Source organism: Elioraea sp. (genome assembly GCF_051860475.1).
Lineage (GTDB): Bacteria > Pseudomonadota > Alphaproteobacteria > Acetobacterales > Acetobacteraceae > Elioraea.
In genome coordinates this window covers 1-22,054 of the sequence record NZ_JBHYDW010000007.1, presented here as the reverse complement: position 1 = coordinate 22,054, position 22,054 = coordinate 1, and the positions used below count along the sequence as shown (strand labels likewise).

Here is a 22,054-nt window from a genome sequence, read left to right as displayed (position 1 = left end):
GTGCCGCGACTGATCCTGAACGGTCTGACCAAGGTCTATGGCCGGCTGACCGTCGTGGATGCGATCGACCTGACCCTCGAAGAGGGCGAGTTCGTCTCGCTGCTCGGCCCCTCGGGCTGCGGCAAGACGACGACGCTGCGGATGATCGCGGGCTTCATCCCCCCCGATGCCGGCACGATCGAGATCGACGGGAAGGTGCTCTCGGCACCGGGTTCGGTCCTGCCGCCCGAGCGCCGCGGCATGTCGATGATCTTCCAGAGCTACGCGATCTGGCCGAACATGACCGTGGCCGAGAACGTCGCCTTCGGGCTCGAACTGCGCAAGCTGCCGAAGGCCGAGATCCGCAACCGGGTCGAGTCGATCCTCGACGTCGTGCAGATGCGCCATCTCGCCGGCCGCTATCCCTCGGAGCTGTCGGGCGGGCAGCAGCAGCGCGTGGCGCTGGCCCGCGCGATCGTGGTGGAGCCGGCGGTGATGCTGCTGGACGAGCCACTGTCGAATCTCGATGCGAACCTGCGCGAGGAGATGCGCTTCGAGATCCGCCGCCTGCACGACGAGTTCCGCATCACCACGGTCTATGTCACGCATGACCAGGCCGAGGCGATGGCAACCTCCGACCGGATCGCGGTGATGAACGCCGGCCGGATCGAGCAGGTGGACGCGCCGCACCTGCTGTATACCCGCCCGCGCACGCGCTTCGTCGCCGGCTTCATCGGCCGTACCAACCTGATCGAGGCGCGGCTGGCGAACGGCGAGATCGTGTTTGACACGGTGGCGATCGCGGCCTCGCGCCTGGCCGTGCCACTCGAACGCAGTGACGGCGCGGTGCTGCTGTCGGTGCGGCCGCAGAGCATGGCGATCCGTGAGACGTCGCCCCTGGACCCGAACGGCCATGCCGTGCTCCCCGCCGAGGTGATGCGCCGGGTCTATCTCGGCGAGACCTGGGACTACGTCCTACGCCCACGCGACAGCGCGATCGAGCTCCGCGTCAGCGCCCCGCCGGCACAGGTGCACGAGGTCGGCCAATCGGTCTGGCTCACGCTCGATCCGCACCAGATCGTTGTCGTCGACTGAGCCAGCACGGCCGCTACGGAAGCGCTGCGCCCTCGATCGGGTCGAGATCGACACTGACCGTCAGCCCGTGGCGCCCGCCACCGAGGATCACACCACGGACCGGCGAGACATCTGCGTAGTCGCGCCCCCAGCCAAGCACGACGTGCTCGTCGCGCACCACGAGATCGTTGGTGGGGTCGAGATCGACCCAGCCGTGCTCGGGGCCAAGCCAGCAGCCCACCCAGGCATGGGACTGGTCCGCGCCGCGCCGCTTGTGCTCGCCGTGGCGCGGGCGCGTGCGGATGTAGCCGGAGACGTAGCGCGCCGGCAGGCCAAGCCAGCGCAGCCCTGCGATCATCAGATGTGCGAAGTCCTGGCATACACCCGCGCGGCTGAGCAGCACCTGCGTCACCGGCGTTGACAGTGTGGTCACACCGGTGCGGAAGATGAAGTCGTTGCAGATGCGGGCGTTCAGCTCCAGCAGCGCCTCCAGCACGGGCCTGCCGGGCGGGAAGGACGGCGCGACATAGGCTCCGACGGCGGGGTCACCCGGCGCCATCGCCGTGCCGAAGACGAACTCGGCGGCGCACCAGGCGTCCGGTCCGCCGCGTGCGGCCGCGTCACGCACGCATTCCCAGGGCGGCGTGATGCCGGCAGGCGGAGGCGGTGCGAACGACGCCTCCACCTCGGCGGTGAGGCTGACGCGGAACTCGGCATGCGGCTCGACCATGAACAGCCATGTCGTATGGTTTCCAAAATAATCAACCGCGCTTGCGGATCGCCCGTGCCGCGGCTCGGCGACGAGCGAGGATGCGATGACATGCTGCCCCGGCAGCGGTCGTGGGGTCAGGTGCAGCAGATGCGCAGCGAGATCGACTGCCTCGCCGTAGAGATAGGTCGTGACGTGACTGACGCGGTACCTCATCCCTCCACCTGCTCCTCGTCGCCGAAGCCGAGCGACTGGGTGGCCGGAACGTGGGAGAAGTAGCGCCGCGCGATCGCATCCGAGAGCGCAGCGATGGCGGCGGCGAACTCGCGCAGGTTGGTCGGCAGGATGATGGCCTCGAGTGCCGGCTCCTCGGCCGAGGCGACACGCTCCACCATGGCCTCCACCTCGGCGCGCAGGCGTCCGGCGACCATCGCGAGGTCGCCTTCCGGTGCCCCCCCGACCTCGGCCAGACGCCGTTCGACATGGTAGAGCTGATAGGCGATCGCACGTGGATTCGAGGGGTCGGCCAGCACCAGGTCGAGCACCGGGCTGGACTGAAGCACCGTGAGATAGCGGCTGCGATAGGTGATCACGCTGTCGCAGAGTTCGAGCGCGAGCCGCAGCCCTGCCTCCACGCGCTGCAAGGGCTGATCCAGCGCGTGGGCAAGATCACGCGCGGTATGGGCCGCGCGCTCGATGCGACGACCAAGATCGAGGAAGATCCAGCCTCCGCCGCGCACCATGTTCTCCGCGGCGATCCCGGACACGCCGGCCGAGAAACGGATGATCGCGGCGGTCGCGGGGGCGAGCGCGTCGAAGTCGCGTGCGCCGGCAGCAGTCGCCTCGCGCGCCTCGGCCGAGAGATGCGCGATCGTTGCCCACATGTCGCCGGTGAGCCGATCGCGGACCGCGCGCGCGAGCCGGAACACCCGGTCGAACATCAGCATGAGGGGTCGCTGACGCCGGCAAGCATCCATCAGCGCGCGCGGCATTGCCTGGCCGTCCGGAGGCAGTGCGGCTGCTTCTTCGCTGATCACGCCGGCCTCGGACAGGCAGTGCGCGAGCGTGCGCAGCTCGACGATGTCGTGCGGCAGCAGCCAGCCGCGCGTGAGCCGTGCGAGCATCGCGCGGACAAGGCGGGCGGCGTTCTCGATCCGCTCCACCTGCCGGCCCAGCCAGTAGAGATCGTCGGCGGCGCGGCTCGGCAGCTCGGCAGCGGTGCGGCGGATCGCCAGCGGTCCGAGCGGTACAAGTGGCATGCCGCCGATCTCTCCCTCCGCGCCGCTCAGCACCCAGACGTCCTTCGCCACGCCTCGGCGCGGCAGCCGACCCGCCAGCCGATCCGCCTCCTCGATCACGCGCGCGAGCCCGCCCGGCATCGTGCGCCAGGCGCCGGATCCGTCGGCGAGCATGAACAGGCGCAGCACGATCGGCTTCGGCGCAAGCCCGCCCTCGCCAAGCGCCGGTGCCGCCGAGGGTTGGATCGCGCGCGTCGCCGCAAAGGCCCGCGGAGTTGCGCGCACGCGATCGAGCAGGCCGAGCAGCGCCGCGTCCGACAGTTCAGCCGCCGCGATCGCTGGCGCGGCGCCATCAAGCGCGGGGCGGATCAACCAGCGCGTCGGATCGGCGAGCACGGTGCGCAGGGCATCCGGCTCACCGAGCCAGAGCGTCGGCACGCTCTCGAGCAGCAGCGCCTCGCCGAGCAGGCGTTCGGCGAGCATGGGCAGGAAGGCTGCGAGCGCGGGCGCCTCAGTGAGGTGGCTGCCGGGGTCGTTCGCGACGCGCACCCCGTCGGCGCGCATCGCGTCGAGCAGGCCGGCCACGCCGAGCACGCTGTCGGGCGTCAGCTCAAGCGGATCGACCAGCCGTCCCTCGACGCGCCGCAGCAGCACGTCGACCCGTTGCAGGCCCTTCAAGGTCTTCAGGAACACCCGCCCGTCTCGCGCGGTGAGGTCCGCGCCCTCGACCAGCACCAACCCCAGCTCGCGCGACAGGAACAGGTGCTCGAACCAGGTCTCGTGTACCGTGCCGGCCGTGAGCAGGCCGATGCGCGGATTGGCCACGCCCGAAGGCGCGAGACGCTGCAGCGCATCGTTCCAGAGCTCGAAGAACGGGCGCAGCTCGCGCACCTGCGAGATGCGAAACCCCTCCGGCATGGTGCGCGCGACCATGCGCCGGTTCTCGCGTGCAAAGCCGATGCCGTTCGGTGCACCGGTGCGGTCCGCGAGCACGCGCCAGTCTCCATCCGGACCGCGGACGAGGTCAGCGGCGATGAGGTGCAGGCTCGCCGGTTGCGACGGCGAAGGCGTGCGGCAGGGGCGGAGGAAGCCGGGATTGGCGAACACCAGTGCGGGCGGCAGCGCGCCTTCGGCGAGCAGGCGCTGCGGGCCGTAGAGGTCGGCGAGAATGGCCGCGAGAAGGCGTGCACGCTGGGCGAGGCCTGATTCGAGCGCGGCGAACTCGTGCGCGGCGAGCACCATCGGCACGGGATCGCAACGCCATGGGCGCTCGACCGTGGCGCCGCCCGGGTCGGCGGGCAGCAGGGTGGTGATGCCTTCCTCCTCGAAGGCGCGGTCGAGGCGCAACGCGCGGTCGGCGAGACCACCGGGCGGGAGGCTCGCGAGCATCGCGGCAACGTTGCGCCAATGGGTGCGGACCGCGCCGCGGCCATCCACCATCTCGTCCCAGAAGGGCGGGGCGGGCAGGACGAGCGGGGCTGCGGCGGAGTCGGAACGCATCAAGGATCAGAGTAACAGAGCCCGGGGGGCCATGGGCCCCCCGGACCCCCCGTCAGGGCGTCGCTCCCGACCAACGGGAGGGTGCCCGGCGCGGGGGCCTTGCGGCCCCCCGCTCTCATGTTCTTCCCTCTTCCACCGCGTGACACGCGACTTGTGCGTCAGCGACCGCACGCAGGCTGGGCACCTCGACCTTGCAACGCGCATTCGCAAGCGGACAGCGCGGGTGGAACGCGCAGCCGGGCGGCGGATCGATCGGGCTCGGCACCTCGCCGCCCACCGGCGTGCGCGCACGCCCCGTCATCTCGAGGTCCGGGATCGCGTCCAGCAGCATCCGCGTGTAGGGGTGGCGCGCCCGAGCGAACAGCGTCTCGCCCGGCGCCAACTCGACGATGCGGCCCAGATACATCACGCCGATGCGGTCCGACATGTGCCGCACCACCGCAAGGTTGTGGCTGATGAAGAGGTAGGTAAGACCCAGCTCGCGCTGGAGGTCCTTCATCAGGTTCAGGATCTGCGCCTGTACCGAAACGTCGAGCGCGCTCGTCGGCTCGTCGCAGACCAGGAACTCGGGCGTGGAGGACAGCGCGCGCGCGATCGAGATGCGTTGGCGCTGCCCGCCCGAGAACTCGTGCGGATACTTCTCGCCGTCCTTCGGGCTCAGCTTCACCTGCGTCAGCAGCTCGGCGACACGCGCCTCGATCGCGTCACGACCCGCGATCAGGCCGAAGGCCCGGATGGGCTCGGCGATGATGTCACGCACGCGCCAGCGCGGATTGAGCGACGCATACGGGTCCTGGAAGATCATCTGGATGCGCTTGCGCACGGGCGCGGCGGTGGCGCGCGAGGTCAGACTCGCCATGTCCACGCCGTCGAAGCGGATGCGGCCGCGGCTCGGCGGATAGAGCCCCACCACCAGGCGCGCGACGGTGGTCTTGCCGCAACCCGACTCGCCGACCAGCGACAGCGTCGTGCCCTTCGGAATGTCGAACGACACGCCGGCGACCGCCTTCAGGATGCGCTTGCGGTCGCCCTGAAGCATGCGGAACAGCCAGGGCTTGGAGACGTCGAAGTCGCGCGCGAGATCCTCGACCTCGACCAGTGCCGCCGCCTGCACCATCGCGGTCGCGTCAGGCGGCATGGCCGACCTCGCGGTCGGCGCCGGCCGGCGCGTGCAGCCAGCAGGAGGCGAGGTTGGGGCCGTCGGTCGGCATCAGGTCGGGCCGCTCGACGCGGCAGCGCTCGAACACCTTCGGGCAGCGTGGGTTGAAGGCGCAGCCGCGCGGGATGTCGGTGAGCCGCGGCATCGACCCCTCGATCTGGGTCAGCCGCTCGACCTTGTGCAAGAGCGAGGGGATGGAGCCCATCAGCCCGTCCGTGTAGGGGTGGCGCGCGTGCTTCACCACCTCGCGCACCGGGCCGATCTCGGCGATCCGGCCGGCATACATCACCGCCACCCGGTCGGCGGTCTCGGCGATGACGCCCATGTCGTGCGTGACCAGCATGATCGCCGTGCCGTGCTCGCAGCAGAGCCGCTTCAGCAGGGCGATCACCTGGGCCTGGATCGAGACATCGAGCGCCGTGGTCGGCTCGTCGGCGATCACCAGGCGCGGCTCGGCACAGAGTGCCAACGCGATCACCACACGCTGGCGCATGCCGCCCGAGAACTGGTGCGGGTAGGCATCGATCCGTTGCGCCGCGCCGGGAATGCCGACATCCTCGAGCCAGCGGATCGCGCGCGCGCGCGCCTCCTTGTCGCCGATGCCGAGATGGGTCTGCATCGTCTCGGCGAGCTGATGGCCGATCGTGTAGAGCGGATTCAGCGTCGTGAGCGGGTCCTGGAAGATCGCGCCGATCTCCTTGCCGCGGATATGGCGCATCTCCTCGAGCGGGATGTTATCGATCCGCCTCCCCCTCAGATGCACCTCGCCGCCGGCGATCCGGCCCGGCGGCTCGATCAGCCGGATGATCGAGACGCCGGTGATCGACTTGCCGGCACCGGACTCGCCGACCACGCCGAGCACCTCGCCCTCGTCAATGTGGAACGAGACGTCATCGACCGCGACCAGGGTACCGCGTCGCGTCGGAAACTCGACACGGAGGTTCTTGACTTCGAGCAGCGGCGTCACGCGAACCTCAGCGCAGCTTCGGGTTCAGGGCGTCGCGCAGCCAGTCGCCCAGCAGGTTGACCGACAGCACCATCACCGCGAGCGTGACACCGGGGAACAGGGTGATCCACCACTCGCCCGAGAACAGGAAGTCGTTGCCTATCCGGATCAGTGTGCCGAGCGAGGGCTGGGTCGGCGGCACGCCGACCCCGAGGAACGACAGTGTCGCCTCGGCCAGGATCGCGAAGCCGAGATTGAGGGTCGCGATCACCAGCACCGGCCCCATCACGTTCGGCAGCACGTGGCTGACCATGATGCGCACCGGCGAGAGGCCGATCACGCGCGCGGCCATCACGTACTCCTTGCTCTTCTCGACCAACGTGGAGCCGCGCACGGTGCGCGCGAACTGCACCCAGTTGGAGACGCCGATCGCGAAGATCACCACCCAGAGCGCGATCTGATCGTGCAGCTCGCGCGGCAGCATCGCCCGCACCAGGCCGTCGATCAGCAGCGCGACCAGGATCGAGGGGAAGGTGAGCTGGATGTCGGCGATCCGCATCAGCACCGCATCGATGGCGCCGCCGAGATAGCCGGCGAGCAGGCCGAGCGAGATGCCGAGCGTCATCGAGAACAGCACGGACGCGAAGCCGACGAACAGGCTGATCCGCGCGCCGTGCATGATGGTGGAAAGGACGTCGCGGCCCTGATCGTCGGTGCCGAGCAGGAAGCGCCAGTCCCCCTCATCGAGCCAGACCGGCGGGGTGAAGGCGTCGAGCAGATCGAGGGTGGCGAGGTTGAAGGGATCGTGCGGCGCGATCCAGGGTGCGAGCAGGGCCGACAGGATCATCGTCAGCGCGACGGTCGCCGAGGCGACGACGACCGGCGAGCGGGTGAACGACCACCAGAGATCGCTGTCGAACACGCGCGAGAGCCCGCGTGCGGGCGCGAAGGCCGCCATCGTCTCAGCGCCCTCCGGCGGCGCGCAGCCCGCCGCGCAGCCGCGGATCGACCGCGTAGTAGAGCAGGTCGACGATCAGGTTGATGACGACGAACAGCAGCGCGATCAGCAGCAGATAGGCCGCCATGATCGGGATGTCGGCGTTCGCCACCGCCTGGATGAACAGCAGTCCCATGCCCGGCCACTGGAACACGGTCTCGGTGACGATCGCGAAGGCGATGATCGCGCCGAGCTGCAACCCGGTGATGGTGATGACGGGGACGAGCGTGTTCTTGAGCGCGTGGCCGAAATGGACGGCGCGGTTCGAGAGCCCGCGCGCGCGGGCGAACTTGATGTAGTCGGTGCGCAGCACCTCTAGCATCTCGCTGCGCACCAGGCGCATGATCAGCGTCATCTGGAACAGACCGAGCGTGATCGAGGGCAGGATCAGGGCGCGCAGCCCCGAGGTGGTCAGGAACCCGGTGGTCCACCAGCCGATCGCGACCGTCTCGCCGCGGCCGAAGGACGGCAGCACGCCGAGGATCACGGCGAAGACGAGGATCAGCAGGATGCCGATCAGAAAGGTGGGCAGCGAGACGCCGATCAGCGAGATCGTCAGGAAGAAGCGGCTGAGCCAGGAGTCGCGGTAGAGCCCGGTATAGACGCCCATCGGCACGCCGATCGCAAGCGCGAGGAAGGCGGCGGTGAAGGAGAGCTCGAGTGTGGCCGGCATCCGCTCCAGGATCAGGTCGGAGACCGGCCGGGCGAGCCGGTAGGAGAGGCCGAACTCGAACTGCACCGCGTTGTGCAGGAACTCGATGAACTGGATGAAGAAGGGCTGATCCAGGCCAAGCTCGCGCACCAGCGCCTCGCGCTGCGCCTCGGTGTAGTCCTGGCCGAGCATGATCGTCACCGGATCGCCGACATAGGCGAACATGGCGAAGCTGATCAGGCTGACCGTCAGCATCACGGGAATCGCCTGGAGCAGGCGTGAGACGATGAAGGCGAACATGCGGGCTATGGTCTCATCAAGAAACGACCCTCACCCTGACCCTCTCCCGCACTGCGGGAGAGGGAACCCTGTGGAGCCGCCACGTCCCCTCTCCCCGCATGCGGGGAGAGGGACAGGGTGAGGGGTGGCGGGACATCACACGACCTCAGTTCAGCTTCGCCCAGCGCCAGTAGGGCTGGTTGTTGGCCATGTGCGGGATCGACACGGTCGAGCGCATGGCCCAGGGGATCATCTGGTGGTGCAGCGGGATGTGCGGCACGTCCTCGCGGTAGATGTGCAGCACCTCGTGGATCGCGGCGGTGCGCTTCTCCGGATCGCCTTCGTTCTTGATGGTCCGGGTCAGCTCGTCCATCCGCGGGTTGGAGTAGTTGCCGTAGTTCCAGATGCCGTTGCCCGGCTCGCCGTCCCTGGTCGCAAGCAGCGACTGGATCGAGTAGAGCGCATCGAGCGTCGGCACGCCCCAGCCGAGCAGGTAGATCGAGGTGTCCTCGCGCTGGATCTTGGGGAAGAAATTGGCGAGCGGCATTGCGTTCAGCCGCGTCGTCACCCCAACCCGCGTCCACATCGCCGCCACCGCCTGACAGATGCTCTCGTCATTGATGTAGCGGTTGTTCGGGCAGTCGAGCGTCACCTCGAAGCCCTGCGGATACCCCGCCTCGGCGAGCAGCGCGCGCGCCCGATCGGCGTTGAACGGGAGCCGCACGTCCTGCTCCTTCGAGTAGCCGTTCACCTGCGGCGGGAACAGCGTGCCGGTGACGATCGCGTTGCCCCGCATCACGCGCGAGCGGATCGCCTCGATGTCGATCGCGTGGTAGAGCGCCTGGCGGACGCGCAGGTCCTTGAAGGGGTTCTTCCCCTTCACGCTGCTGTAGAGCAGCTCGTCGCGCTTCACGTCCATCGCGAAGAAGATCGTGCGCACCTCCGGCCCCTCCAGCACCGTCACGCCGGGCGCGCGGCGCAGCCGGTCGAGGTCCTGGAGCGGCGGATCGAGCACGAAATCGACCTCGCCCGACAGCAGCGCGGCGATGCGCGTCGCGTCCGACGTGATCGGCCGATAGACGATCTCGGTGATGTTGCCGTCGTTGCCCGGCTCCTTCCAGCCCCACCAGTCGTCGTTGCGCACCATTACCGTGCGCACATCCGGCTCGCGGATGGAAAGACGGTATGCGCCGGTGCCGTTGGTATTGCGGACCGTGTGTGTCTCCTCGCGCGCGCGGGTGTTCTGCGGCTGGCGAACGTTGTTCGCCTCCGACCACTCCCTGTCCATGATGTACACGGAGGCGAACTTGTTCGGCAGGATCGGGTCGGGGATCTTGGTGACGATCTCGACCGTGTAGTCATCGACCTTCACCACCTCGGCGACCGTGTCGACGAAAATGCCGTAGTTGCTGGTGGGGGCGAGGGCGCGCTGAATCGAGAACACGACGTCGTCGGCGTTGAAGTCATTGCCGTTATGGAACTTCACCCCGCGGCGCAGCTCGAAGCGCCAGCGCGTCGGCTCGACCTGCCGCCACGAGGTCGCCAGCCCCGGCTGCAGGCCGAGATTGCGGTCGCGCGTGATCAGCGCGTCGTAGATCTGTTGGAGCACCATCGTCACGGTGCCAAGGTTCTGCGAATGCGGATCCATCGTGTTCGGGTCGCCCGAAGCGGCCCAGCGCACCGACCGCGCATCGACCTGCGCGACCGGAGCCATCAACGCAGCCGCGGCAGCGGCGGCGAGCACGTGCAGTCTCATCGGTCAATCTCCCAGAGGCTGGGCGGTCTCCGCCGCCCGGTCGGTAGCAGGACCCTAGCGGAACGTCACGCCCGGCAGAAGTCATCGCGTCGCGGGGTGCCGCCGGGTGCCGCCCCTTGCTATGCAGGGCGCGCCGGGTCGGAAGGAGTCATCGTGACGCGCGAGGAGCAGGGCCAATCGCCGGGAGCCGATGCCCGGGTCGAGGTGCTGGCGAAGAACCCGCTGTTCGGCCGTCTGCCGGCCGAGGACATCGCGCGGCTCGCCGGGTTCGCCCATGTGCGGCCGATGCGCCGTGGCGAGACGCTGTTCCGCCGCGGCGACCCCGGGGCCGGGCTGCTGGCCGTGCTCCAGGGCAAGGTGCGGGTGGTGCTGCCGTCGGACGACGGCAAGGACATCGTGCTCAACACGATTCGCGCCGGCGAGGTGGTGGGGGAAATGGCGCTTCTGGACGGCCGCCCCCGCTCGGCTGATGCGGTCGCGCTCACGGACGGACGGATCATGACGCTCGATCGCCGCGAAGTCCTGCCGCTGCTTGAGGCGCATCCCAGACTGGCCCTGGCCGTGATCGAGGTGCTGTGCGACCGCCTGCGGCGGACCTCGACCCAGGTCGAGGAGCTGATGTTCCAGCCGCTTGAGGTGCGGCTGGCGCGCGCGCTGCTACGGCTGGCCGCCGCGCAGCGCCTGGCCTCGGTCGCGATCACGCAGAAGCAGCTGGCGGAGGTGGTCGGTGCCAGCCGGGAGAGCGTGAACCGGCTGCTCAAGGCGTGGGAGGCGGAGGGCACCGTGTCCCTGATCCCCGGGCGGGTGACGATCCGCAACGAGGCAACCATGCACGCGCTGGCCCGAGAGAGCGAAGGATAGCCGGAGGGGCCGTACACGCCCCTCCGGCGGGATGGGCGCCCAGGACCGGGAACGGCCCGGCTTCGTTGTTCAGATCCTCGCGAATGCCCCGATCCGAACAGGGCCACATGGTAGCCTAGGCATCATGCGACGCCTGTTCGCTGCAGTGCTGCTGATCCTCGCACTCGCCCAGCCGGCGACCGCGCAGTCCAGTCTGTTCCTTTCGCGCGAGGCCGAAGCCCGCATCGGCGCCGAAGAGCACCCCAAGGTGCTCGCCCAGTTCGGCGGCGCGCTCGCCGGCCCCCAGGCCGACTACCTGCGCGAGCTTGGCAGCCGGCTTGCCGCGCATTCCGAGCGCCCCGACGGGCCCTGGACCTTCACCCTGCTCAACACAGACGTCATCAACGCCTTTGCCCTGCCCGGCGGCTACGTCTACATCACCCGCGGGATCATGGCGCTCGCGGCGGATGAGGCGGAACTCGCCGGCATCGTCGGCCACGAGATGGGTCACGTGGTCGCCCGCCACTCGGCCCAGCGCTTCGACCGCCAGCTCGGCGCGCAGATCGGCTCGGTGGCCGCCGAGATCCTGGGCCAGGTGTTCCTCGGCGTGCGCGGCGGCGGCCAGATCGCGGGACTCGCCGGGCAAGCCTACATCGCCGGGTTCTCGCGCGAGCAGGAGCTGGAAGCCGACACCTACGGCGTGCGCTATCTCCGAGCTGCCGGCTACGACACCGCCGCGATGGGCTCCTTCCTCGCCCGCATGGGGGAGTGGGACCGGTTGGAAGCCGCGATTGCCGGCAGGCGCGCGGGCGACGACCAGTTCTCCTGGTTCTCCACCCACCCGCGCACGCCCGAGCGTGTGCAGGCCGCGGTCGCCGCCGCCGGCGGGAGCCAGGCCGGGGACCGCGCGCGCGAGGCCCATATCCGCCGGATCGACGGCATGGTCTGGGGCGACGACACCGACGAAGGGGTGATCCGCGGTCGCACCTTCCTGCACCCCGTGCTCCGCTTCCGCTTTGACGTCCCTGAGGGGTTCCGGCTGGTGAACGGCACGCGGGCGGTCACCGCGACCCACAGCGGCGGCGGGCAGATCATCTTCGACGCCGGCCAGATCCGCGGCGACGCCCCGCCCGACCAGTACCTGACGCGGGGCTGGGCCACCAATGCTCGGCTCACCGGCCTCGAGACGCTCGACGTCGGCGGCATGCCGGCTGCGGTGGCGCGCACGCGGCTGAGCACCCGCCAGGGGCCGATGGACCTGCTGCTGGTCGCGGTGCGCCATGCCCCGGGCCGCTACTGGCGTTTCCAGTTGGCTTCCGCGCCCCAGCGCACTGCCTCGTTCCTTCCCGGCTTCCGGGCCACGCTTGGCTCGTTTCGCGTGCTCTCGGCCGCCGAGGCTGGCGCGATTCGTCCGCTGCGGGTGCGCGCGCACCGGGTCCGGCCTGGCGAGACGGTCGCCCGCCTCGCCCGCGCCATGCCGGTCGAGCGGGCGGAGGAGCGCTTCCGGGTGATGAACGCGCTCGGTCCCGACGAGCCGGTGCAGGCAGGGCAATGGGTCAAGCTGATCGCAGAGTGACCAGACGTGCGCTTCCCCGCGCGCTCGGCTCAAGCTACCGTTCCGACGCCATGGGCAATGTGGGCGAGACGAGCATCACCTGCGCGGTATGCGGGCGCGAGAGCCGCCAGCGGCAGGTGCGCGGTACCGGTCCGGCCGGCCCGCCCGATCTGGATCTGCGCCCGGGCGAGACCATGCGCAGCACGATGGCGTACTGGCTCCAGCAGTGTCCGACCTGTGGCTATGCCGCGCCGCGGCTGGACGAGGCAGGGGAGCCGATCCCGGCGGTCGTTGCTGGCGGCCCCTACCGGGCGCTGCTGGCCGAGGTGTCCTATCCGCCGCTTGCGCGCCGTTTCCTCTGCCGGGCGATGATCCTGGAGGAGACGGGCGAGCTGCATGCTGCTGCCGAGGCCACGCTTCAGGCCGCCTGGGTGGCCGACGACACGCGCAAGGCCGATCTGGCGCGCGAGTGGCGGCTGACGGCGGTGGCGTTGTTCCGGCAGGGACCGGCGCCGGATCTGGAGCAGCAGGTGCGGATCGTCGACATCCTGCGTCGTGCCGGGGAGTTCGGCGGAGCGGCGGCGCAGGCCAGTGCGCTGGAGCGTGGCCGGTTGCCTGAGCCGGTGGATCGCGTCGTCGCGTTCGAGCGGCGGCTGATCGCGGCGGGTGACGTGCGGGCCTATTCGGTTGCCTCGGCGCTGCCGCCGCCTGCGGCGCGGCCGCATGTGTCGCATCGCGGGCCGACGCCTGGCATTCCGCTGACGCGCGGGTCGGCTGGTGGGGGCGGGTTGTTCGCGGCGTTGCGGCGGTTGTTCCGTCGGCGCTGATGTGATGCAGGGGGGTGTGGGGGGACCAGCGTGGTCCCCCCGCCTCTTTATCACTTTACGACTTTATCGCTCTATCCGGTCGCGGCGCGGCGGGGAGGGGGCGACGCCCGGCGGTGGTGCGCGCAGTGTAGCGGCGTGCTGCGTCAGGATCGGACGTGGTCGTCCTCGATTGCGTAGAGCCGTTGCATCTCGGCTTGGAACGCCGCGTATTTCGCCGCACCGTCGGCGATCTCGTGATGCGTGCGCATACAGCGCAGTTCCGCCAGCAGGGCTTCCGTGAGGTCGCGGAACGGCAGGCGGTCGGCCGCGCGCACCCGTTCCAGCAGACCGTTCAGTTCCGCGTCCAGCCGGGCGAGCCGTTCGCGCCGGTCCTGCTCGGTCTCCTCGAAGGCGTAGGGGTCGGCGCCGTCGAACAGGTCGGGCTGGCGGCGGGCACTGCGGGACATGGACTCAGCCTACCGCTCCGGGGCCTGGCCGATCAACGAGAGGATGCGGCGCGATCGCCGCTTGTCCACAAGATGTTGCGGCGGGCACACTCGCGGGCGCATCGTCACCGTCCCGCGGACCCGCGTGCCCGCAGCCTGGCGCACCGACATCCTGCCTGAACTGGCCGAGATCCTGCGCCACGGCCTCGGCGTCCGCGCGGCTTGGCCACCAGCCTGACCCCTCCGTCGTCCCCCCCGGGCGAGTGGCGGACGGCGCGATGGCGCGGTACGGGGCGATGGCGCAGACTGCGAGCCGGATCGAATCGAGGATCGCCGATGAACGTCGTCAGTCAACCCAGGCTGATTCCCGCGAAGGCGCGCTCGACGCCGGTCCCGCATGGTGCGTTGCTGGATCGCCTTCCCAGCACCGACAACAGCCCCGGGGCGCCCGAACTCCTGCTCGCGATCAATCAGGCACTGCGTGCCGAGCTCTGGCCCGCTCCATTCGACACGACGACGCACACCCTCATGCGCGGCGACGCAGGCGACCTCTCCGGCGTGGCCGATGAGAGCGTCCACCTGATCGTGACGTCGCCGCCGTACTTCAATCTGAAACCCTATGCGACTGACGCGGGCGGACGGCAGCTTGGTCGGATCAGGGACTACGAGGCGTTCCTGGACGAACTTGACAATGCGTGGGCCGAGTGCCGCCGTGTCCTGGTACCGGGCGGACGCGTCTGCTGCGTGATCGGCGACGTGCTCGTGCCGCGCCGGGCCGGCGGTCGGCATTGGGTCCTGCCCCTTCCCTCCGACATCCAGGTCCGCAGCCGGAAGGTCGGGCTGGACAATCTGACGCCGATCCTCTGGTACAAGATCGCCAACCGAACGAATGAGGCCGGCGGAGGCTCGTCGGGGTTCTACGGAAAGCCCTATCAGCCTGGCGCCGTGATCAAGAACGACCACGAGCACATCCTGATGCTCCGCAAGCCGGGTGGATATCGGCAGACGCCGATGGTGCAAAAGGCGCTATCGATGCTCCAGCGCGACGAGATGGATCGCTGGATGCGCCCGGTCTGGTCGGACATCCGGGGCGCGAGCCTCCGGCAGGGCCACCCGGCCCCTTACCCCGTCGAGCTCGCGGAACGGCTCATCCGCATGTTCTCCTTCGCCGGAGATACCGTCCTCGATCCCTTCGCCGGCAGCGGCTCAACAGCCTGCGCCGCGATTCGTGCCGGACGCAATTCCATCTCGCTCGAAATCGAACCCGAGTACGTCACGATGGCTGCGGCGCGTGCCCGGGGCGAGGCTTTTCTGGTGGCAGAGCGCGGCGTGCAGGCGTGCACTGCGCAGATCTCGGTTCGCACCTAGCCGTTGCCGATGGCTGCGCGGCTTCTCGACGCGTTCGCGACCCTGTTCGTGGGCAAGCCGTATCTGCATCGCAAGTCCAACCAGGGCGACCAGCTCGCGCTCGAACTCTATGAAGACCTCTACGACCTCGGCAGATCGGCCAAGCTCAGGTCATCGGTGAATGGCGGCGAACGCGGCGTTGGGCCGAGGAACAGGACCGTCACCCTGCAACGCATGCGACGCGGTGACGGCACCTTCGGGCAGATCATCGATCCGGACAGGGCAAGGCGTTTCCCCGGCTATCGCGTCGCCAGGGGCGCGCTGGCGACGATCGACATTGCAGCGGAAGCGAAGATCCTCAACAAGGCGATGATCAAGCAGATCGACCGGGTGGTGAACGATCTGCACAAGCAGGTGCAGGAGTGGCAGTCGGTCGCGCCGAACACCATCACCGTTGCACTCGTTGGCATCAACCACGCCGCCTACACGGTCGGCTATGAAGGCGACCGGACTCACAGGACCGACGGCCGGACGCACAAGCACCCCGTCGATGAGGCTCCGGTCGCCGAGCAACGGATCATCGACCGGATTGTCGCGCCCCGCGTCTTCGACGAAGTCATCCTGCTTCGATATCAGGCGACGAACGAGGCGCCCTTCCGCTTTGCGTGGGTCGACCAGAACCGAACGCTGGAAGCCTATAGGGCATCGCTCGTGAGGCTTTCCCTCAAGTTCGACGAACGCTTCTGAGCCTTTGCCAGCATTGGATTGGAGGCAGCCGTGCGCGCCTCCTCGAGCGATGCGCGCCTGCTGCGCGCAAGAAACAAACCGCGGGGGAGAGGGCCGCGCGGAGCCGGCCCTCGGGCCAGCGAAGCGACGCCGATCCTTCCCCTTCCCCCCACACCCCCTATCCCGGGAACCTCACCCCCGCACGCCCAACCGCGCCGGCCACCACTCCATCACAGGCTCCTCCTCCCCCGCCGCCGCCATCGCCGCCTGCGCATGCAACCCCACCGCCAACCGCGCCGAAGTCGCAACCTTCGCCTCCAGCAACAACAGACGCGGCGAAACCAGCACACGCCCCGCCCCCTCGCGCTGGTCCAGATCCGGAACCAGCTCAGCCGGAACCGTGCCGGTGAACACATCCACTCGGCCGCTGCACAGCGCCGCCCCGTCCACCCGCACCGGCACCCACAACGCCCGCCAAGGCGCAAGATCGCCCGGCACGAACCCGATCTCCTCGTCCAGCTCGCGCCGCACCGCCACCTCCGCGCCCTCGCCCGGCTCCACCGCCCCACCGAACAGACCGAACGCGCCAGGATGCAGAATGCCCGGGATGTCGTCGCGAACCTGCATCAGATAGCGGCCGTGCTGGTCCAGCAGCAGCGCCGAGGCGAAACGCCGCGTCACCGCACCCGCGCCGTGCCCCAGGCGCGCAGGAAGGTGTCGACCGCCGCGGCGACGATGCCCGCGATCTCACCCGCATCCGCAGCAGGCGGCAAACGCAGCATCCGCCGCAGGAACGCAGTGCTGCGCAGCAGCGAGAGGAACTGCTCCGCGGCAAGCTCCGGGTCCCCCTCGCGCAGCCGCCCCTCGCGCTGAAGCGTCCCGAACCACCCGGTCAGCCACAGCACCATCCGGCGCGGGCCGCTCTCGTAGAAGGCCCGGCCAAGCTCCGGAAACCGCGGCCCCTCCGCCATCACCACGCGCTGAATCGCCAGCACCTCCTCGCGGAACAGGAACGAGAGATACCCCTCGCCGAGCGACACCAGCGTCGCCGCGAGATCCGCCCCCCCGGTGCTCGGACAGCTCGGACGGCCCTGCGCCTCGCGCTCGCACGCCTCACCGACGATCGCCGCGAACAGCGCATCCTTGCCGGGGAAATAGGCATACACCGTCGCCTTGGAGACACCCGCCTCACGCGCGACCGCATCCATGCTGGTGGCACCATAGCCCTGCGCCATGAACAGCCGGGCCGCCGCCTCGACCACCTGCCGGCGCTTGCGCTGCGGGGCCGCAAGCTGCGCAACCGGTGCATCGACGGTATGCGTGTCATCCATCATCATTTCTCATGATGAACTGAACGGTTCAGTCCATCAATCCTGCTTGCACGCAACGCAGCATGGATCGAGGGTCGGGCCATGGACCGCCTGCTGATCGGAGTGGCCGCGCTGGCCGGGGGCGGCGCGGTGGCGCTGGCCGCACTCCGCGCTCACCTGCTGGCCCCGCGCCTTGACGCCGCCGCGCTCGCGATGCTCGACACCGCCGTGACGATGCAGGGCTGGCACGCGCTGGCGATGCTCGCGGTCGGCATCCTGCTCCCGCGCTGGGGCGGGGCGCCGCTGCGGGTCGCCGGGATCGCCTTCGCCGCCGGCACGGTGCTGTTCTGCGGCGCGGTGCTCCTGCGCGCGCTGGCCGGGGTGTCGCTCGGGCCTGTGGCCCCGCTGGGCGGCGCGCTGCTGATCGCCGGCTGGCTCGCGCTGCTGGTCGCCGCCGCGGCGCGCCGGGGATGACGGCGATCGCCGCGGCCTACCTCGCCGCGCCAGGGTTCGAGCAGACACTCGCCGAGGAGCTCGCCCGGCGCGGCGCGGCCATCAGCGCCTGGCACGAACGGCTCGCGCTGAGCCCCGACCCGCCCGTCCCCGCCGCCTGGGCGCTCAATGTCTGGCTCGACCCGCGCACCGAGACGATCGCCTCGATCGCCGATGCCGCCACGCGGCTGCGCGCGCTCCAGCGCAACTGGGCCGCCTACGCGCCGCTGCACCACCGCCGCGCGACGCTGATCGCCGCCCGCCTGCCGCATGTCTCGGCCAGGCCGATCGCCTTCCCCGCCCCGGCACCGTCCGCCCCGCTCGGCGCCTGGACCCTGCTCGACCCGGCCACCCTGCTCGCCTCGCCGTCCTGCACCGCGCCCTTCCCGAACGGCGAGGCGCGCCTCGTCGAGGACCGCACCGGCCCGCCGAGCCGCGCCTATCTGAAGCTCTGGGAGACGCTCTGCCTGCTCCGCCACTGGCCGGCGCCGGGCGAGACCTGCCTCGATCTCGGCGCCGCACCGGGCGGCTGGACCTGGGCATTGGCGCAGCTCGGCGCGCGCGTGGTCGCGGTGGACAAGGCCCCGCTCGACCCCGCGGTCGCCGCCCTGCCCGGCGTGACGGAGCGCCGCGAGAGCGCCTTCGGCCTGGACCCCGCCGCATGGCTCCGCGCGCACGGCAAGGCGGACTGGCTGTTCAGCGACGTGATCGCCTATCCCGCGCGCCTGCTGCGTCTGGTCCGCTCCTGGATCGATGCGGACGCGGCACGGAACATCGTCTGCACGCTCAAGTTCCAGGGCGCGACCGATCACGCCACCGCCGAGGCGTTCGCCGCGATCCCTCGCACCTGGCTGCGGCACGTCTCGCACAACGGGCACGAGCTGATGTTCGCCCGTCTCGCCTGCTGAAGCCGATCCCGTAGGCAGTGTCCTGCCCCGACTCCGGGCACCGGCCGCGGCGGCAGCCGGCACGGGAGCGACTCGGCAAATGGCACGCCCCGTGCTGGCATGATCCCCGAGGCTGCACAGAAGGAGGCTCCCATGCCCATCACCCGCCGGCTCGCGCTGGGCTCCGCCCTCGCCCTTCCCGCACTCTGGCCATCCGATCGCGCGTTCGGTCAGACCACGCGCGTGCGCATCGCCGGCAACTTCGCCACCGAGCACTCGTCCTCGGTCGCCATCGAGGGGTTCAAGAAGGAGGTCGAGAGCCTCTCCGGCGGCCGGCTCGCGGTCGACACCTTCCCGGCGATGCAGCTCGGCGGCGCGGGCGAGAACGTCTCGAACGTGCGTCAGGGCACGCTGCTGATGACCTGGGTCGGCATGGCGTTCCTCAGCCGCACCGTGCCCGAGCTGGAGGCGATCAGCCTGCCGTTCCAGTTCGCCTCGCGCGCGGTGGCGTTCAAGGTGGTGGACGGGCCGATCGGCGAGCTGCTCGACCAGCGCATGGCCGACAAGGGCTTCCTCTCGCTCGGCTACATGGAGCTCGGCTTCCGCCACGTGACCACCGGCAACAAGCCGATCCGCACGGTCGACGACCTGCGCGGGCTCAAGATCCGCATGCAGCCGAACGAAACCCATCTTGCGACCTTCCGCGCCATCGGTGCGAACCCGGTGGCGATGGATATCCGCGAGCTCTACTCGGCGTTGCAGCAGGGCGTGGTCGACGGGCAGGAGAACCCCTACGCGATCATCCGCGCCAGCCGGTATTTCGAGGTGCAGAAGCACCTGACCAACACCGGCCACTTCTTCGACTTCATCTCGATCGTGGCGCACCGGCGCAGCTTCGAGCGCCTGCCGGGCGAGTTCCAGCAGGCGATCCGCACGGCGATGGGCAACGCGATCAAGGCGCAGCGCGCAGCGGCCGAGGCGGGCGATTCCGAGGCCCTCGCCGAGCTGCGGGCGCGGGGGATGCAGTACGACCCGCTGCCGCCCGCCGAGCTTGCGAGGATGCGCACGCTGTCGGCCGGCGTGGTCGATCAGATCAAGGGTCGGCTCGGCGCCGAGCTGATCGACCGCGTGCAGGCCGAGGTGACGCGCGCCGCCGCCTGACCGCGCGCCTGTGAACGCGGTGCTCGAGGCGGCCGACCGCGCGGTGCGCGCGGCGCTGGTCGGCATCGTCTCGATCATGGTGGCCGTGGTGTTCGCGCAGGTGGTCGCGCGCTACGGCTTCAACCGCTCGTTCGGCTGGGCCGACGAGATCGGCCGGCTCGCCTTCGTCTGGTCGATCTTCCTCGGCATGGCGGTGGCCGTGCGCGCGCGCGGCCACATCGCGATCGGCCTCGTGTTGCACGCGATGCCGGGCGTCGTGCGCCCGGCGCTCGGCGCGGCGATCGCGCTCGCCTGCGCGGCGCTCTCCGCCGTCGTCGCCTGGGAGGGCGCGATCATCGCGCTCGACCAGTGGGACGAGCAGATGATGTCGCTCGACCTTTCCGCGGGCTGGTTCCTCGTGCCGGTGGTGATCGGCGGCGCGCTCTCCGCGGTGTTCTTCGTGTCCCAGGCCGTCGCGCGGACGCCGCGATGAGCGTCACCGTCATGCTGGTGTTCTTCGGCGCCGCACTCGCCGGCGTGCCGCTCGCCTGGGCGCTCGGCTTCGGCGCGGTCGCCGGCGTGCTGGAGAGCGGCTTCGATCTCGGCATGCTGCCGACGCGCATGATGAACGCGGTGAACGCGTTCCCGCTGATGTCGATCCCGTTCTTCGTGCTCGCGGGCGAGCTGATGATGCGCGCGGGGATCATGGAGCGGCTGATCGACCTCGCCAACGCCGCGATCGGCCGGGTGCGCGGCGGGCTCGCGCATGTCACCGTGCTCGCGGGCATGGGGCTCTCGACCGTCTCCGGCGCGGCGGTGGCCGATGCCTCGGCGCTCGGTTCGACCATGCTGAAGCCGCTCGAGCGCCACTACGGCACCGGGTTCTCGGCCGCCGTGATCGCGGCCTCGGCCAATCTCGGCCCGATCATCCCGCCCTCGGGCGCGATGATCGTCTATGCCTTCATGGCCGGCTCGTCGGTCTCGGTCGGCGGACTGTTCCTGTCGGGCGTGATCCCCGGGCTGATCCTGGTCGTGCTCATGCTGATCCTCTGCTCGGTGATCGCGCAACTGCGCGGGCTGCCGGCCACCGGCGAGGCGTTCTCCTGGCGGCGCATTGCGCATGAGCTGAAGCGCTCCTTCCTGGTCGTGATGATGCCCGTCGTCGTGATCGGCGGCATCGTCGGCGGCGCCTTCACCGCGACCGAGGGCTCGGCGGTCGGGGTGGTCTAGGGGCTGCTGGTGGGGTTCTCCGTCACGCGCCAGCTCAGGCTCGCCGATCGGCCCGCGGCGATCGGCGCGACGGTCGTCACCACGGCGGTGGTCGGCGCGATGATCGCCTTCGCCTCCGCCGTCACCTACATGCTGACGATCGACCTGTTCCCGCAGCAGCTCGCGTCCTGGCTGCGCGCGCTCACCGACAGCCCGCTGGTGTTCAACCTGCTGGTCGCGATCACCCTCGTGGTGGTGGGCTGCGTGCTGGAGAGCAACGCCGCCTACATCATGCTGGTGCCGCTGCTGCATCCGATCGCGCTCGCCTACGGGATCGACCCGCTGCATTTCGGCTTCCTGTTCGTCTTCAACCTGGTGATCGGCATGCTGACCCCGCCGGTGGGCGTGGTGCTGTTCGTCGTCTGCGGGATCGCGCGCATCCCCGTGGGCGAGCTCGCGCGGCATGTCTGGCCGTTCGTGACGGTGATGTACGCGCTGCTCGTGCTGTGCATGCTGGTGCCCGAGATCGTCCTGTTCCTTCCACGCGCGGCGGGGTTCTGATGGCGGATGCCCTCGGCTTCGAGCATGCGATCGGCGTGATCACGCCGTCCGGCAACCTGGTGGTCGAGCGCATCACCACGCGGCTGCTGCATCGCTTTCCGACCGTCTCGGCGCATTTCTCGCGCATCGGCGTGGTCGGCGACCGCGACCCGTTCCCCGACAGCTACGACCTCGACGGGATGCTGACCGCTGCGCGGCTGCTGGCGCACGCGAAACCGGACGTGATCCTGTGGAACGGCTCGAAGGGCGGCTCGATCGGCTTCGCTCACGACGCGGACCTCAAGTGCCGGATCGAGGACGCGACCGGGATCGCGGCCACCACCTCCAGCCTCGCGCTGGTCGAGGCGCTCGCGACGCTCGACCTCCGCCATGTCGCGCTGGTCACGCCCTATGCCGAGGCGCATCAGCAGCGCATCGCCGCGCGGATGGCGGACGAGGGGATCGTG

The 22,054-nt window shown here is 69.9% G+C and carries 21 protein-coding genes and 1 pseudogene; 12 read left to right on the top strand and 10 right to left on the bottom strand.

Annotation, left to right across the window (positions count from 1 at the left end):
- Entirely contained in the window at positions 1–1,074 is a 1,074-nt protein-coding gene (locus tag ACTIFU_RS02595; RefSeq protein ID WP_439576723.1) for an ABC transporter ATP-binding protein, read from the top strand.
- Positions 1,075–1,087: 13 nt separating this feature from the next.
- On the opposite strand, the gene ACTIFU_RS02590 is transcribed toward ACTIFU_RS02595, so the two are convergent.
- The 7 genes from ACTIFU_RS02590 to ACTIFU_RS02560 all read right to left on the bottom strand — a co-directional run bounded on the left by ACTIFU_RS02590 (position 1,088) and on the right by ACTIFU_RS02560 (position 10,289).
- Positions 1,088–1,978 (bottom strand): transglutaminase family protein, encoded by an 891-nt coding sequence (locus tag ACTIFU_RS02590; RefSeq protein WP_439576722.1) that lies wholly within the window; start codon positions 1,976–1,978, stop codon positions 1,088–1,090.
- Positions 1,975–4,500 (bottom strand): circularly permuted type 2 ATP-grasp protein, encoded by a 2,526-nt coding sequence (locus tag ACTIFU_RS02585; protein ID WP_439576721.1) that lies wholly within the window; start codon positions 4,498–4,500, stop codon positions 1,975–1,977. The genes ACTIFU_RS02590 and ACTIFU_RS02585 overlap by 4 nt, the downstream gene beginning before the upstream one ends.
- A 115-nt stretch (positions 4,501–4,615) precedes the next feature.
- On the bottom strand, positions 4,616–5,638 hold the full coding sequence (locus ACTIFU_RS02580) for an ABC transporter ATP-binding protein (protein WP_439576720.1): 1,023 nt from the start codon (positions 5,636–5,638) through the stop codon (positions 4,616–4,618).
- Entirely contained in the window at positions 5,628–6,626 is a 999-nt protein-coding gene (locus ACTIFU_RS02575; protein WP_439576719.1) for an ABC transporter ATP-binding protein, read from the bottom strand. Before ACTIFU_RS02575 ends, ACTIFU_RS02580 begins: the two co-directional genes overlap by 11 nt.
- 7 nt (positions 6,627–6,633) lie before the next feature.
- Entirely contained in the window at positions 6,634–7,563 is a 930-nt protein-coding gene (locus ACTIFU_RS02570; RefSeq protein WP_439576718.1) for an ABC transporter permease, read from the bottom strand.
- Positions 7,564–7,567: 4 nt separating this feature from the next.
- The gene (locus tag ACTIFU_RS02565) at positions 7,568–8,554 is read right to left on the bottom strand and encodes an ABC transporter permease (RefSeq protein WP_439576717.1); all 987 of its coding nucleotides are present in this window, start codon (positions 8,552–8,554) and stop codon (positions 7,568–7,570) included.
- Between the two features lie 145 nt (positions 8,555–8,699).
- Entirely contained in the window at positions 8,700–10,289 is a 1,590-nt protein-coding gene (locus ACTIFU_RS02560) for an ABC transporter substrate-binding protein (protein WP_439576716.1), read from the bottom strand.
- A gap of 153 nt (positions 10,290–10,442) precedes the next feature.
- On the opposite strand from ACTIFU_RS02560, the gene ACTIFU_RS02555 reads away from it, so the two are divergent.
- From ACTIFU_RS02555 to ACTIFU_RS02545, 3 genes are all read left to right on the top strand, one after another.
- Positions 10,443–11,150 carry a Crp/Fnr family transcriptional regulator gene (locus ACTIFU_RS02555; protein ID WP_439576715.1) on the top strand — a complete coding sequence of 236 codons (708 nt, stop codon included), beginning with the start codon at positions 10,443–10,445 and terminating at the stop codon, positions 11,148–11,150.
- A 124-nt stretch (positions 11,151–11,274) separates the two neighbouring features.
- Positions 11,275–12,705 (top strand): M48 family metalloprotease, encoded by a 1,431-nt coding sequence (locus tag ACTIFU_RS02550; protein ID WP_439576714.1) that lies wholly within the window; start codon positions 11,275–11,277, stop codon positions 12,703–12,705.
- Positions 12,702–13,511, top strand: a complete 810-nt coding sequence (locus tag ACTIFU_RS02545; protein WP_439576713.1) for a hypothetical protein — start codon at positions 12,702–12,704, stop codon at positions 13,509–13,511. The genes ACTIFU_RS02550 and ACTIFU_RS02545 overlap by 4 nt, the downstream gene beginning before the upstream one ends.
- Before the next feature lie 143 nt (positions 13,512–13,654).
- Here ACTIFU_RS02545 and ACTIFU_RS02540 read toward each other — a convergent pair whose 3' ends face one another.
- Positions 13,655–13,957, bottom strand: coding sequence for a hypothetical protein (locus ACTIFU_RS02540; protein WP_439576712.1), 303 nt, complete (start codon positions 13,955–13,957; stop codon positions 13,655–13,657).
- A 315-nt stretch (positions 13,958–14,272) separates the two neighbouring features.
- On the opposite strand from ACTIFU_RS02540, the gene ACTIFU_RS02535 reads away from it, so the two are divergent.
- A complete protein-coding gene (locus tag ACTIFU_RS02535; protein WP_439576711.1) occupies positions 14,273–15,304 on the top strand; it encodes a DNA-methyltransferase in 1,032 nt (343 codons plus the stop codon).
- A gap of 9 nt (positions 15,305–15,313) precedes the next feature.
- Complete coding sequence (locus ACTIFU_RS02530; RefSeq protein WP_439576710.1) at positions 15,314–16,030, top strand: hypothetical protein; 717 nt, start codon at positions 15,314–15,316, stop codon at positions 16,028–16,030.
- A gap of 171 nt (positions 16,031–16,201) precedes the next feature.
- On the opposite strand, the gene ACTIFU_RS02525 is transcribed toward ACTIFU_RS02530, so the two are convergent.
- Positions 16,202–16,690: an NUDIX domain-containing protein gene (locus tag ACTIFU_RS02525; RefSeq protein WP_439576709.1), complete on the bottom strand. Its 489-nt coding sequence runs from the start codon at positions 16,688–16,690 to the stop codon at positions 16,202–16,204.
- Positions 16,687–17,340 (bottom strand): TetR/AcrR family transcriptional regulator, encoded by a 654-nt coding sequence (locus ACTIFU_RS02520; RefSeq protein ID WP_439576708.1) that lies wholly within the window; start codon positions 17,338–17,340, stop codon positions 16,687–16,689. The genes ACTIFU_RS02525 and ACTIFU_RS02520 overlap by 4 nt, the downstream gene beginning before the upstream one ends.
- An 81-nt stretch (positions 17,341–17,421) precedes the next feature.
- On the opposite strand from ACTIFU_RS02520, the gene ACTIFU_RS02515 reads away from it, so the two are divergent.
- The 6 genes and pseudogenes from ACTIFU_RS02515 to ACTIFU_RS02490 form a co-directional block, all read left to right on the top strand.
- A complete protein-coding gene (locus tag ACTIFU_RS02515; RefSeq protein WP_439576707.1) occupies positions 17,422–17,793 on the top strand; it encodes a DUF423 domain-containing protein in 372 nt (123 codons plus the stop codon).
- Entirely contained in the window at positions 17,790–18,719 is a 930-nt protein-coding gene (locus tag ACTIFU_RS02510) for an SAM-dependent methyltransferase (RefSeq protein WP_439576706.1), read from the top strand. The genes ACTIFU_RS02515 and ACTIFU_RS02510 overlap by 4 nt, the downstream gene beginning before the upstream one ends.
- Positions 18,720–18,851: 132 nt before the next feature.
- Positions 18,852–19,859 carry a TRAP transporter substrate-binding protein gene (locus tag ACTIFU_RS02505; RefSeq protein ID WP_439576705.1) on the top strand — a complete coding sequence of 336 codons (1,008 nt, stop codon included), beginning with the start codon at positions 18,852–18,854 and terminating at the stop codon, positions 19,857–19,859.
- 10 nt (positions 19,860–19,869) lie between these two features.
- Complete coding sequence (locus ACTIFU_RS02500) at positions 19,870–20,331, top strand: TRAP transporter small permease (RefSeq protein WP_439576704.1); 462 nt, start codon at positions 19,870–19,872, stop codon at positions 20,329–20,331.
- Positions 20,328–21,608: pseudogene (locus ACTIFU_RS02495) on the top strand (TRAP transporter large permease). The gene ACTIFU_RS02500 and the pseudogene ACTIFU_RS02495 overlap by 4 nt, the downstream one beginning before the upstream one ends.
- Positions 21,608–22,054, top strand: a 447-nt coding sequence (locus tag ACTIFU_RS02490) for a hypothetical protein (RefSeq protein WP_439576703.1), incomplete at its 3' end; no start/stop codon positions are given. The pseudogene ACTIFU_RS02495 and the gene ACTIFU_RS02490, both read left to right, overlap by 1 nt.